Genomic DNA, 12,727 nt, shown 5'->3' with positions numbered 1-12,727 from the left:
TTCAGTCTTCCTGTGCGCCCTTGCGCCGGGCCAGGGCGGCTTGGTACAGCGCATTGCGCGGCGCGCCGCTGATCTCGGCGCACAGCTTCACGGCGGTTTTGACGGGCAGCTCGGCCAGCAGCAGGTCGAGCGTGCGCAGCGTGGCCTCGTCCATGTTGTCGTCGATGGCTGCGGTGGCGGGATGCACCAGCAGCACGAACTCGCCGCGCGTGCGGTGGGCGCCTGCCTGCAGCCAGGCCGGAAAGTCCCGGGCCGCCACCTGCGCCACTTCCTCGAACTGCTTGGTCAGCTCACGGCCGATGGTGAGCGGCCGCTCGCCCAGCGCGGCCAGGTCGCGCGCCAGGGCCTCGATGCGGTGCGGCGCCTCCAGCAGCACGCAGGCGCTCGGGTCGGCCGCGATGGCCTGCACCTCGCGCTGACGCTCGGTGGTCTTGGGCGAGAGAAAACCAGTGAACACAAAGCCCCCGTCGTGGCCGCCGGTGCCGGCCACGCTCAGCAGCGCCGTGATGCTGCTGGCGCCCGGCAGGGGCAGGGCGCGCAGGCCGGCGGCGTGCACGGCGGCGCACAGTCGCGCGCCCGGGTCGCTCACCCCGGGCGTGCCGGCGTCGCTCACATAGGCCACGCGCTGACCCTCCCGCAGGCGCTGCACCACGGTCTGCGCGGCCTCGGCCTCGTTGTGTTCGTGCAGTGCCAGCAGTGGCTTGTGCAGGCCGTAGCTCTGCAGCAGGGCCGCGGTGTGGCGCGTGTCCTCGCAGGCGATGCAGTCCACCAGGTCCAGCACGTGCAGCGCGCGCAGGCCGATGTCGGCGAGGTTGCCGATCGGGGTGGCGACCATGTAGAGCGCGCCCTGCGGATAATGCTGCTGCCCCGCCATGTCACGGGCGGCGGCCAGCAGGGAAGGGGAGGGTGCGGACAATGTGGGATTCCCGGAAACAGGGGACTTCGGTCACGACCAAGCAGCGCGGCGATGCGGCCGAAGACGCCGCCCTGCGGCATCTGCTGCGACACGGATTGCGGCTGGTGCAGCGCAACTTCCGCACGCCCGGCCGCGGCGGCGGCGAGATCGATCTGATTATGCGTGAGCCCGATGGCACGCTGGTCTTCGTCGAGGTGCGCCAGCGGGCGAGCGCCAGCCGCGGCGGGGCGGGTGCGAGCATCACCGGGGTCAAGCAGCGGCGCATCGTGTTCGCCGCGCGGCACTTTCTGCTGCGGCTGGGGTCGGAACCCGCGTGCCGTTTCGACGTGGTCCTGATCCAGGGGGCACGGGACGGCGCGGAGGCTCCGGACATCCAGTGGCTGCGCGCGGCCTTTGATGCATCCGGTACCTTTTGATACCCTGCACGCCGCTATCATCGCCCCATGCTCCTGCAACGCATCCAGCAACAGTTCATCGACAGCGCCGACCTCAAATACCAGTGTGCCCAGGCGCTCGCGCCCATGGTGGAAGCCGCCACGGCGGCGGTCCTGGCCAGCGTCACAGGTGGCGGCAAGGTGCTGTCCTGTGGCAACGGGGCTTCGGCGGCGGCGGCGCAGCTGTTCGCGGCCAGCTTCGTGGGGCGCCACGAGCGCGAGCGGCCCGAGCTGGCGGCCTTCTCGCTCTCGGCCGACGCATCGGTGCTGACCGCACTGGCCACCGATTTCGACGTGCGCGCCGTGTTTTCGCGCCAGGTGCGCGCCCTCGGCCAGGCCGGCGACGTGCTGCTCGTGCTCTCGACCTCGGGCAACTCCCAGAACGTCATCGCCGCGGTCGAGGCCGCGCACGAGCGCGACATGACCGTGGTGGCGCTCACCGGTGCGCGCGGTGGCCGGCTGGCCCAGTTGCTGCGCGACACCGACGTTCACATCTGCGTGCCACACGACGTGCCGGCACGGATTCTCGAGGTGCATCACCTGGTGCTGCACTGCATCTGCGACGGAGTGGATGCCCAGCTGCTGGGCCTGCCCGAAGCCCTGCCCAATGAAACGGAGAACCTCGCATGAAGACCATTGTTTCCCATGGCCGTCTGACCCTGGCCGTCCTGAGCGTGGCTGCAGCCGCAGCGACCCTCTCGGCCTGTGCGCCGCTGGCGGTGGGCGGGGCGGCACTGACCGGCGCCATGGTGGCCGGGGACCGCCGCAGCTCGGGCTCTCAGCTGGACGACCAGGGCATTGAACTGCGCGCCGCCAACCGGCTGCGCGAGCAGATGGGGTCGCGCGCGCGCATCAGCGTCACCAGCTACAACCGCCGCGCGCTGCTGACCGGCGAGGTGGGCAGCGTCCGCGACAAGGAACTGGCCGAGTCCATCGTGAAGCAGGTGGACAACGTCGCCGTGGTCCACAACGAATTGGACGTGGCCAACAGCCCGACCTTCACCGAGAAGGCCGAGGACACGCTGCTGACCGGCAAGGTCAAGGCCGGCCTGATCGACACCAAGCAGATCTCGGCCAACGCCTTCAAGGTGGTCACTGAACGCGGTACCGTGTTCCTCATGGGCCGCGTGACCCAGCGCGAGGCCGACATCGCCACCCAGGTCGCGCGCACCACCAAGGGCGTGCAGCGCGTGGTCCGTCTGCTGGAGATCATCAGCGAGGAAGAGCTGGCGCGCATCGCGCCCAAGTCCTGAGGCCGCTTTCCTGCACCGCGGTGCAGGGAGCTGGTCACTTCAAGCGTTTGATCAGGCTGGAGGTGTCCAGCCGGTTCCCGCCCATGGCCTGCACGTCGGCGTAGAACTGGTCCACCAGGGCGGTGACCGGCAGGCGGGCGCCGTTGCGCTTGGCTTCGTCCAGCACCAGACCGAGGTCCTTGCGCATCCAGTCCACGGCAAAACCGAAGTCGAACTTGTCGGCCACCATGGTCTTGCCGCGGTTGTCGAGCTGCCAGCTCTGGGCCGCGCCCTTGCCGATCACCTCGAGCACCTGGTTCATGTCCAGTCCGGCTTTCTGCCCGAAGGCGATGGCTTCGGACAGGCCCTGCACCAGCCCGGCGATGCAGATCTGGTTGACCATCTTGGTGAGTTGGCCGGCACCGCTCTCGCCCATCAGCGTGAAGGCGCGCGAGAACGCCATGGCCGCGGGCTTCACGGCGTCGAACGCAGTGGCATCACCGCCACACATCACCGTCAGCGCGCCGTTCTGCGCGCCCGCCTGACCGCCCGACACGGGCGCATCGACAAAGGCCAGTCCGAGGTTCCTGGCCGCACCGTACAGCTCGCGCGCCACATCGGCCGACGCGGTGGTGTGGTCCACGAAGAGGGCGCCCGGCGCCATGCCGGCGAAAGCACCGTCGGCACCCAGCGCGACCGAGCGCAGGTCATTGTCATTGCCCACGCAGCAGAACACGATGTCGGCACCGGCCGCCGCTTCGCGGGGGGTGGGTTTGGCCGCACCGCCGAACTCGGCCACCCAGGCCTGCGCCTTGGCCGCCGACCGGTTGTAGACCGTCACCGAATGTCCGGCCCGGGCCAGATGCCCCGCCATCGGGAAACCCATCACACCCAGACCGAGAAAAGCCACCTTCTTCGGTGTCGTTGATTCGTAGGTTTTGGAGGCGATGCTGCTCATGTGAAGTCATCCGCGAAGGGAAGGGGAGTCCGTCGAGAAATGCCGCGGAACCGGCTTCGCCGGGCCGCAGGCATTGCCCCCTTGAGGGGGTGACGCACCGCAGGCGCGGCGCGGGGGTGGTCAAACGATCGTGAGGTGTTCGGTGCCCGCCGCCAGATCTTGCGTCTTGGCGCGCTGGCTGTTGAGCTTGATCTGCAGCCGCAGGTCGTTGAGCGAGTCGGCGTTGCGCAGCGCATCCTCGTAGCTGATGATGTTCGCCTCGAACGCATTGAACAGCGCCTGGTCGAAGGTCTGCATGCCGATGTTGGTGCTTTTCTTCATGATCTCCTTGATCTCGGCGACTTCGCCCTTGAAGATCAGGTCGGCGATCAGCGGAGAGTTGAGCATGATCTCCACGGCCGCGTGGCGTCCCTTGTTGTCCTGGCGCGGCACCAGCCGCTGCGAAATCATGGCGCGCAGGTTCAGCGACAGGTCCATCAGCAGCTGCGGACGGCGCTCCTCCGGGAAGAAGTTGATGATCCGATCCAGGGCCTGGTTGGCGCTGTTGGCATGCAGGGTGGCCAGACACAGGTGACCGGTTTCGGAGAACTGGATCGCGTACTCCATGGTCTCGCGGTCGCGGATCTCGCCCATCAGGATCACATCCGGGGCCTGCCGCAGCGTGTTCTTCAGCGCCACCCCCCAGTCGTCGGTGTCCAGCCCCACCTCGCGCTGCGTGATCACGCAGTTCTTGTGGGCGTGGATGAACTCCACCGGGTCCTCGATGGTGATGATGTGGCCGTGGGTGTTCTCGTTGCGCCAGTCGACCATGGCGGCCAGCGACGTGGACTTGCCCGAGCCGGTTGCGCCGACCACGATGCACAGCCCGCGCTTGGACAGCGTGATGTCCTTGAGCACCTGGGGCAGGTTGAGCGAGTCGATGGTGGGCAGCACCGCGGGAATCGTCCGCATCACCATGCCGACCTTGCCCTGCTGGACAAAGGCGCTGACGCGGAAACGCCCGATGGCCGGCGGCGAGATTGCAAAGTTGCATTCCTTGGTGCGCTCGAACTCGGCGGCCTGCTTGTCGTTCATGATGGCGCGCGCCAGGGCCAGCGTGTGCACGCCGTTGAGCGGCTGGGGCGAGACCTTCACCACCTTGCCGTCGACCTTGATGGCGGGCGGGAAGTCGGCCGTGATGAACAGATCGCTGCCGCCGCGGCTGAGCATCAGCTTGAGCAGGTCGTTGATGAATTTCGATGCCTGATCGCGTTCCATGAGGTCGTACCTTCTGGGCTCAGCCGGGGAAGTTCTCGGGGATTTTTGCCTTGCTGCGCGCTTCGGCCGGGCTGATGACGTTGCGCTTGACCAGCTCGGCCAGGTTCTGGTCGAGTGTCTGCATGCCGACGTTCTGGCCGGTCTGGATGGCCGAGTACATCTGGGCCACCTTGGCTTCGCGGATCAGGTTGCGGATGGCGCTGGTGCCGATCATGATCTCGTGCGCCGCCACACGGCCGCTGCCGTCCTTGACCTTGCACAGCGTCTGAGAGATCACGGCCACCAGGGACTCCGACAGCATGGCGCGGACCATGTCTTTTTCTTCGGCAGGGAACACGTCGATGATCCGGTCGATGGTCTTGGCGGCGCTCGAGGTGTGCAGGGTGCCGAACACCAGGTGACCGGTTTCGGCGGCGGTCATGGCCAGGCGGATGGTTTCCAGGTCGCGCATTTCACCCACCAGGATCGCATCCGGGTCTTCCCGCAACGCCGAGCGCAGGGCGTTGGAGAAGGAGAGGGTGTGCGGGCCGACCTCGCGCTGGTTGATCAGGCACTTCTTGGATTCGTGCACGAACTCTACCGGGTCTTCCACCGTCAGGATGTGGCCGTACTCGGTTTCGTTGAGATGGTTGACCATGCCGGCGAGGGTGGTCGACTTGCCCGAGCCGGTCGGCCCCGTCACCAGCACCAGACCCCGCGGACGCAGCGCCAGATCCGCAAAGATCTTGGGCGCGTTGAGCTGTTCCAGCGTGAGGATCTTGCTCGGAATCGTCCGGAACACCGCGCCGGCACCGCGGTTGTGGTTGAAGGCGTTCACACGGAAGCGGGCCAGACCCTCGATCTCGAACGAGAAGTCGCATTCCAGAAACTCCTCGTACTGCTTGCGCTGCGCGTCGTTCATGATGTCGTACACCATGCTGTGCACCATCTTGTGGTCCAGCGGCTCGACGTTGATGCGCCTGACATCGCCATGCACCCGTATCATGGGCGGCAGCCCGGCCGAGAGGTGAAGGTCGGAGGCTTTGTTCTTGACGCTGAAGGCGAGCAGTTGGGTGATATCCATCCCGTGATCCCGTGCAGTGTTGGTGTAACAGACTGATTATGACGACGATTGAAGGCAATCTCCAACAAGTGCGGGAGCGGCTCGCCAGGGCCTGTGAAGCGGCAGGTCGCGATGCGAACGCCGTCACATTGCTGGCGGTTTCCAAGACCTTCGGGCCGGAACAGGTGGCGGACGCAGTGGCGGCAGGACAACGCGCCTTTGGCGAGAACTACATCCAGGAGGGTGTCGAGAAGGTGCTGGCCCTGCAGGCCCTGCTCCCTGGAGCCGATCTGGAATGGCACTGCATCGGCCCGGTGCAGAGCAACAAGACACGGCTGGTGGCCACCCACTTCGACTGGGTGCATTCGGTGGACCGGCTCAAGATCGCGCAGCGCCTGTCCGAACAGCGGCCCGAGGACCGCGCGCCCCTGCAGGTGTGCCTGCAGGTGAACGTCGACGGAGGGGCGAACAAGTCGGGTGTGGCGCCGGACGAACTGTCTGTTCTGGCCCACGCGGTGGCGACCTTGCCCCGCCTGCGTCTGCGGGGGCTGATGTGCATCCCCGAGCCGAGCGAGGACATGGCGGTGCAGCGCGCGGCGTTCCGGCGGGTGCGTGAGCTGCAGCAGGCGCTGACGGACCAGGGGCTGGCGCTCGACGTGCTGTCCATGGGCATGAGCGACGACCTGGAGCCAGCGGTGGCCGAGGGGGCCACACTGGTGCGCGTCGGCCGGGCCATCTTCGGTCACCGGCCGCGCAAGGAGCCGGTCACTGCTTCGGCGGCTGGATCGGCTTGATGGCGCCGCAGTCGGCCGAGAGCCACTTGCCCTGACCTTCCATGGTCATGGTCTCGGGTTTGCCGTTGCGGACTGTCTGCATGACCATCTTGGTGGCAAAGGCCTTGTCGCCGCTGAAGGTGTAGGTGCCTTCGCCCGTGGTCGGCGGGTTCTTGCAGGCGAACTTCGACTTCAGGGTGTTGCCCGTGCGCGAGATGATGGTCGAAGTGCAGTCGCCTTCGGTCTGGCTGGGCAGTTCCGACCGCGCAGCCATTTCGGGGGTGATGCACACCTTGACAGTCACCGCGCCGCCAGCGCCGACGCTCATGCCGTTCTGGCCCATCATGGCTTCCATCTGCTTGCGCTGCGCGGGCGGCATGGCGGCCAGCTGCTTCTGCATCTCGGCCATGGCCTTGTCCAGCTCCGGGTTGCCTCCCATCTTGTTCTGGATGGCCCACAGGCCGGGCGCGGTGGTCTGGGCGAAGGCGCTGGCGGAACACAACAGAAGGCAGGTCAGCAGTCGGGACGGGGCACGCATAAGAACTCCGGTGGGTGAGGGATCGTTCTATTGTGCGTCGCCAAGGCCTCACAGCGGCAGCCGGCTGCTGTTCTTCACCTCTTCCATCACTGCGTAGGTGCGCGTCTCGCGCACGCCCGGCAGCTGCCACAGCACGCTGCCGGCGAAGTCGCGGAAGGCGGCCATGTCGGCCATGCGGGTCTTGATGAGGTAGTCGAAGCCGCCGGCCACCATGTGGCATTCCAGGATCTCGTCGCGCACCTGCACCGCGGCCTTGAACTCGTTGAACACGTTGGGCGTGGTGCGGTCGAGCAGCACCTCGACGAAGACCAGCATGCCGCGCCCGAGCTTGAGCGGGTTCAGCCGCGCCTCGTAGCCCAGGATGTAGCCCTCGCGCTGCAGGCGCTGGGTGCGCGCCAGCACAGCGGTGGGCGACAGCGACACCGCCTCGGCCAGTTTGAGGTTGGAGATGCGGCCGTCGGCCTGCAGGACGTTCAGGATGCGCAGGTCGATGCGGTCGAGGTCGGGGGCGGCTTCGCTCATGGATAGTGAATTATCCTGTTTTATGCCGAAAATTAGACAAAAATTCGTCGAATGGTTCTTCAGACTCCGGGCATTCACCAATTTGTCCTGTTTCAGGAGACCCGCCATGCCCCGCAGCACCGACCGCCTGCCCTTCCCCTACCGGCCCGAGGCCGAGACTGTTGCCCAGCGCCTGGCCGCGCTGCAGGGGGCGCTGGATTGGGCCGCCGCCGCCCACGTCGCGGCGCCCTGGGTGCGCGCGGTGCGCGAGAACCCGCCGCCGTTCTGGGCCATGGAAAGCCTGCTCAAGGAATACCCGATTTCCAGTGCCGAAGGCCTGGCCCTGATGCGCCTGGCCGAGGCCCTGCTGCGCGTGCCCGATGCCGAAACGGCGATCGCGCTGACGGCCGACCAGCTGGGTCGCGCCGACTTCGACGGCGCGGCCGACTCGACACTGGCGAGGCTGTCGTCGACGGCCATCGCCATGTCCAAGCACTTCCTGCCCGAGTCCGGCCACGAGCCGGGCCTGATGGCCAAGCTGGGCGCGCGCACCGTGGTGGCCGCCACGCTGCGCGCGGTGCAGCTGCTGGGCCGCCAGTTCGTGCTGGGGCAGACCATCGGCGAGGGCATGAAGGAGGCGACAGCGGCGCGCAGGAAGCAGCCCAACCTCCAGTTCAGCTACGACATGCTGGGCGAAGGTGCGCGCACCGCGGCCGACGCGCTGCGCTACCAGGCCAGCTACGAGAACGCCATCGCCGCCATCGCCCAGGGCGCGGACCCGGCGCGCCACCCGGCTCAGAACGACGGCATCTCGATCAAGCTCAGCGCGCTGCACCCGCGCTACGAAGATGCCCAGCACGAGCGCGTGATGAACGAGCTCGTGCCGCGCGTGTGGACTCTGTGCCGCGCGGCCGCGGCGGCCAACCTGAACCTGACCATCGACGCCGAGGAGGTGGACCGGCTCGAACTCTCGCTGGACGTGTTCGAGGCGCTGGCCGCGCTGGTGGCCGAACATTGCCCGCAGTGGCAAGGTCTGGGCCTGGCCATGCAGGCCTACCAGACGCGCGCGGTCGAGCTGATCGCGCACATCGCCGCGCTGGCCCGCCAGTACCGTATCAAGTTCATGTGCCGCCTGGTCAAGGGCGCCTACTGGGACGCCGAGATCAAGCGCGCGCAGGAACAGGGCCTCCCCGCTTACCCGGTGTTCACCCACAAGCACCACACCGACGTGAGCTACCTGGCCTGCGCCAAGACGCTGCTGGACGCGCCCGACGCGATCTTTCCGCAGTTCGCCACGCACAACGCCGGCACGATTGCGGCCATCCTGCAGATGGCATCACGGCAGATCGGTGCCGAAGGTTTCACCGCCGGGCCGCCCCAAGGTGAAACGCGCCCCCTCGGGGGGCAGCGACCCGCGCAGCGGTGGAGCGTGGGGGTGCCCAGCTTTGAACTGCAGCGCCTGCACGGCATGGGCGAGGGCATCTACCGCGAGGTGCTGAAGAACCCGCTGGTGAGCTGCCGCGTCTACGCCCCCGTGGGCGCGCACCGCGACCTGCTGGCCTACCTGGTGCGGCGCCTGCTGGAGAACGGCGCCAACTCTTCCTTCGTGCACCAGCTGGCCGACGAGTCGGTGGGCATGGACGAGCTGCTGATCTCGCCGCTGCGGCTGGAGCCACAGGCCTCGTTGCCGCTGCCGATGGACCTGTACGGCACGGCTCGCGCCAACAGCAGCGGCCGTGACCTGACCGTGATTGCGCAACGCGACGAACTGCTGGCGGCGCACGCGGCCTGTGTCGTTCCCGTGGTGGCGGAGGCGATGGCCAGTGACGCCACCGCCGCCGTGGCACGCGCCGTCGCTGCCTTTGGCGCCTGGAACCACACGCCGGTGGCGCAGCGCGCCGCCGTGCTGCGCTTTGCCGCCGATGCGCTGGACGCCGCGCTGCCGCGCTTCTGCGCCCTGCTGGTGAAGGAGGCGCACAAAACCTGGGCCGACACCGTGTCCGAGGTGCGCGAGGCGGTGGACTTCCTGCGCTACTACGCCAACGAAGCCGAGCGCGTGCAGGCGCCGCAGACCCTGCCCGGCCCCACGGGCGAGAGCAACACATTGCGGCTGGAGGGCCGCGGCGCCTGGGTTTGCATCAGCCCCTGGAACTTCCCGCTGGCCATCTTCCTGGGCCAGGTGGCGGCGGCGCTGGCCACCGGCAACACGGTGCTGGCCAAGCCGGCCGAGCAGACGCCGGCGGTCGCGCTCGAAGCGGTGAAGCTGCTGCACAGGGCCGGCATCCCCGCCGATGCGCTGCAGCTGCTGCACGGCCCGGGCGAGACGGTGGGTGCGGCCCTGGTCGCGGCGCCCGGCGTGGCCGGCGTGGTGTTCACCGGCTCGACCCAGGTGGCCAAGATCATCCAGCGCGCACTGGCGGCCAAGGACGGCCCCATCGTGCCGCTGATCGCCGAGACCGGTGGCATCAACGCCATGCTGGTCGACAGCACGGCCCTGCCCGAGCAGGTGGCCGACGCGGTGGTGCAGAGCGCCTTCCGCAGCGCGGGCCAGCGCTGCTCGGCCCTGCGCCTGCTCTGCGTGCACGAGGCGATCGCCGACGGCGTGATCGAGATGATCCAGGGCGCGGCGAAGGAGCTGGTGGCCGGCGATCCGTCGCTGTTGTCTACCGACCTCGGCCCGGTGATCGACGCCGAGGCCTTCGACAACATCCAGCGCCACGTCGTGCGTCTGCGTGGCAATGCCAGGGCCTTGCTGCCCGAAGCCGCCCCGGCGCAGGCCCTACCCAATCTCGTGCCGCCGCAGATGTTCGAGGTCGGCCCCATCGCCGAAGTGACGCAGGAAATCTTCGGCCCGGTGCTGCAGGTGGTGCGCTGGGGCGGCGACCCGATGGACGTGATCCGCCAGATCAACGCCCTGGGCTACGGCCTGACGCTGGGCATCCAGACCCGCATCGACAGCCGCGCCCAGGCGCTGGCCGCGGCGGCGCGGGTGGGCAACGTCTATGTCAACCGCAACATGATCGGCGCCGTGGTGGGCGTGCAGCCCTTCGGCGGCGAAGGCCTCTCCGGCACCGGCCCCAAGGCCGGCGGGCCGAACTACCTGCAACGCTTCTGCGCCGAGCAGACCCTGACCATCAACACCACCGCGGCGGGCGGCAACGTGGCGCTGTTCGCCGGCTGAGCTTTCTGTCGCGTGCTTGACCCGGGGGCGCAGGGGCCGGCGGAACAATGCCGGCATGACACCCTTTTGCGCCCCGTTGCAGTCCCAGGTCGTCGAGGTTTGCGTGTCTGTGGGAGATGCGGTGCGCGCCGGCGACCCGCTGGTGATCGTCGAGGCCATGAAGATGGAGCACGAGCTGCGCGCCGTGGCCGATGGCCGTGTGACCGAGCTGTGTTGCGCGGTCGGGGACGTGGTTCAGGAGGGCGATGCGCTGCTGGTGCTCGCACCGGTGGTGATTGCCCCTGAAGCCGCTTCAGTGCCGGCGGAAGTGCCGGCAGGAGCGCCGGTGGCCGGGGGCGCCGGGCGGGCCGATCTGGCGCGGCTGCGCGAGCGCGAGCGCTTTCTGCTGGACGCTGCAAGACCGGAGGCGGTGGCGAAACGCCATGCGCTGGGCCTGCGAACCGCGCGAGAGAACATCGCCGACCTGTGCGACGAGGGCTCGTTCATCGAATACGGCGCGCTGGCCGTGGCGGCGCAGCGCAACCGCCGCAGCGCCGAGGACCTGATCGCGAACACGCCCGCCGACGGCATGGTGACCGGCATCGGTTCGGTCAATGGCGCCGAGTTTGGCGCAGGGCGTTCGCGCACTGTGGTCATGGCCTACGACGCCACCGTGCTGGCCGGCACGCAGGGCATGCGCAACCACGCCAAGACCGACCGCCTGCTGGGCGTCGCGCTGGCGCAGAAGCTGCCGGTGGTGCTGTTCGCCGAGGGCGGTGGCGGGCGGCCGGGCGACACCGACATGCCCATCGTCGCGGGCCTGCATGTGGGCACCTTCGCCGCGTTCGCCCGGCTGTCCGGCCAGGTGCCGGTGGTCGGCATCGCGGCGGGCCGCTGCTTCGCAGGCAACGCGGCGCTGCTGGGCTGCAGCGACGTGGTCATCGCCACACGCAGCAGCAACATCGGCATGGGCGGCCCGGCCATGATCGAGGGCGGCGGGCTGGGCTTGTACCGGCCCGAAGAAATCGGCCCGTCGGAAGTGCAGCACGCCAACGGCGTGATCGACATCCTGGTCGAGAACGAAGCCGAGGCGGTGGTGGCCGCAAAACACTACCTGTCGTTTTTCCAGGGCTGCACGATCGGCTGGGCGGCGCCCGACCCGCAGACCTTGCGCGACGTGGTGCCCGAGAACCGGGTGCGCGCCTACGACAGCCGGGCCGCGATGGCAGGGCTGGTGGACGTGGGCAGCCTGCTGCCGCTGCGCACCGGTTTTGGCGCCGGCATCCACACCGCGCTGGGCCGCATCGAGGGTCGGCCGGTGGGGCTGATGGCCAACAACCCGCTGCACCAGGGCGGCGCCATCGACGCCGACGCGGCCGACAAGGCGGCGCGCTTCATGCAGCTGTGCGATGCGCACGGCCTGCCTCTGGTCAGCCTGGTGGACACGCCAGGTTTCATGGTCGGACCGGCCACCGAGGCCACGGCCCAGGTGCGGCACGTCAGCCGTCTGTTCGTGCGCGCCGCGCATCTGCGCGTGCCGGTGTTCGCGGTGGTGATGCGCAAGGGCTATGGCCTGGGGGCGATGGGCATGAGCGCCGGGGGCTTCCACGCACCGGTCTTCACGGTCGCCTGGCCATCGGCCGAGTTCGGCGCCATGGGGCTGGAAGGCGCGGTGCGGCTGGGCTACCGCAAGGAGCTGGAGGCGGTGCCTGAGGGCCCGCAGCGCGAGGCGCTGTTCCAGTCGCTGCTGGCGCAGATGGTGGCGCGGGGGGCGGCCACCGAGATGGCCAGCACGCTGGAGATCGATGCGGTGATCGACCCGGCCGACACGCGGGCCTGGCTGGTCCGGGGGCTGGCCGGCTCAAGGGTGGCCGCACCGCCCGCACGGGGCGGCATCGACACCTGGTAGCAACGCG

General features: G+C 68.6%; 11 protein-coding genes and 1 pseudogene. 6 read left to right on the top strand and 6 right to left on the bottom strand.

The genetic code is table 11. The features are described from left to right. Window position 1: 1 nt before the first annotated feature. Window positions 2-916 (bottom strand): 16S rRNA (cytidine(1402)-2'-O)-methyltransferase, encoded by a 915-nt coding sequence (rsmI, locus tag HPS01S_RS14410; protein WP_255284219.1) that lies wholly within the window; start codon window positions 914-916, stop codon window positions 2-4. Between rsmI and HPS01S_RS14405 the strand changes: the two genes are divergently transcribed. From HPS01S_RS14405 to HPS01S_RS14395, 3 genes are read left to right on the top strand one after another with little or no spacing between them, the layout of a single operon-like run. Beyond that, window positions 916-1,332, top strand: coding sequence for a YraN family protein (locus tag HPS01S_RS14405; RefSeq protein ID WP_066157424.1), 417 nt, complete (start codon window positions 916-918; stop codon window positions 1,330-1,332). The two genes, rsmI and HPS01S_RS14405, sit on opposite strands and share 1 nt — an antisense overlap. A gap of 27 nt (window positions 1,333-1,359) precedes the next feature. Then, window positions 1,360-1,980, top strand: coding sequence for an SIS domain-containing protein (locus tag HPS01S_RS14400; protein ID WP_066157420.1), 621 nt, complete (start codon window positions 1,360-1,362; stop codon window positions 1,978-1,980). Further along, the gene (locus HPS01S_RS14395; RefSeq protein WP_066157417.1) at window positions 1,977-2,603 is read left to right on the top strand and encodes a BON domain-containing protein; all 627 of its coding nucleotides are present in this window, start codon (window positions 1,977-1,979) and stop codon (window positions 2,601-2,603) included. The genes HPS01S_RS14400 and HPS01S_RS14395 overlap by 4 nt, the downstream gene beginning before the upstream one ends. A gap of 34 nt (window positions 2,604-2,637) precedes the next feature. Here HPS01S_RS14395 and HPS01S_RS14390 read toward each other — a convergent pair whose 3' ends face one another. The 3 genes from HPS01S_RS14390 to HPS01S_RS14380 all read right to left on the bottom strand — a co-directional run bounded on the left by HPS01S_RS14390 (window position 2,638) and on the right by HPS01S_RS14380 (window position 5,860). Next, complete coding sequence (locus tag HPS01S_RS14390) at window positions 2,638-3,540, bottom strand: NAD(P)-dependent oxidoreductase (RefSeq protein WP_066157414.1); 903 nt, start codon at window positions 3,538-3,540, stop codon at window positions 2,638-2,640. Window positions 3,541-3,660: 120 nt separating this feature from the next. Next, the gene (locus tag HPS01S_RS14385) at window positions 3,661-4,797 is read right to left on the bottom strand and encodes a PilT/PilU family type 4a pilus ATPase (protein ID WP_066157411.1); all 1,137 of its coding nucleotides are present in this window, start codon (window positions 4,795-4,797) and stop codon (window positions 3,661-3,663) included. Window positions 4,798-4,816: 19 nt separating this feature from the next. Beyond that, window positions 4,817-5,860 (bottom strand): type IV pilus twitching motility protein PilT, encoded by a 1,044-nt coding sequence (locus HPS01S_RS14380; RefSeq protein ID WP_066157408.1) that lies wholly within the window; start codon window positions 5,858-5,860, stop codon window positions 4,817-4,819. A gap of 38 nt (window positions 5,861-5,898) precedes the next feature. Here HPS01S_RS14380 and HPS01S_RS14375 point away from each other — a divergent pair, with 38 nt between their 5' ends. Then, window positions 5,899-6,633 (top strand): YggS family pyridoxal phosphate-dependent enzyme, encoded by a 735-nt coding sequence (locus HPS01S_RS14375; RefSeq protein ID WP_066157405.1) that lies wholly within the window; start codon window positions 5,899-5,901, stop codon window positions 6,631-6,633. Here the strand turns inward: HPS01S_RS14375 and HPS01S_RS14370 are convergent. Together HPS01S_RS14370 and HPS01S_RS14365 are read right to left on the bottom strand one after the other, a co-directional pair. Beyond that, window positions 6,605-7,150 (bottom strand): DUF3617 domain-containing protein, encoded by a 546-nt coding sequence (locus tag HPS01S_RS14370; protein ID WP_066157402.1) that lies wholly within the window; start codon window positions 7,148-7,150, stop codon window positions 6,605-6,607. The two genes, HPS01S_RS14375 and HPS01S_RS14370, sit on opposite strands and share 29 nt — an antisense overlap. Before the next feature lie 48 nt (window positions 7,151-7,198). Beyond that, window positions 7,199-7,672, bottom strand: a complete 474-nt coding sequence (locus HPS01S_RS14365; RefSeq protein ID WP_066157399.1) for an Lrp/AsnC ligand binding domain-containing protein — start codon at window positions 7,670-7,672, stop codon at window positions 7,199-7,201. Between the two features lie 106 nt (window positions 7,673-7,778). Here HPS01S_RS14365 and HPS01S_RS14360 point away from each other — a divergent pair, with 106 nt between their 5' ends. Next, on the top strand, window positions 7,779-10,832 hold the full coding sequence (locus HPS01S_RS14360; protein ID WP_066157396.1) for an L-glutamate gamma-semialdehyde dehydrogenase: 3,054 nt from the start codon (window positions 7,779-7,781) through the stop codon (window positions 10,830-10,832). Window positions 10,833-10,902: 70 nt separating this feature from the next. Next, window positions 10,903-12,720 (top strand): annotated as a pseudogene (locus tag HPS01S_RS14355) (carboxyl transferase domain-containing protein); the annotation flags it as partial. Between the last annotated feature and the right edge of the window lie 7 nt (window positions 12,721-12,727).

The organism is Hydrogenophaga pseudoflava NBRC 102511, from assembly GCF_001592285.1.
GTDB lineage: Bacteria > Pseudomonadota > Gammaproteobacteria > Burkholderiales > Burkholderiaceae_C > Hydrogenophaga > Hydrogenophaga pseudoflava.
The sequence above is the reverse complement of the archived record's forward strand: the minus strand, read 5'-3'. Positions and strand labels throughout refer to the sequence as shown.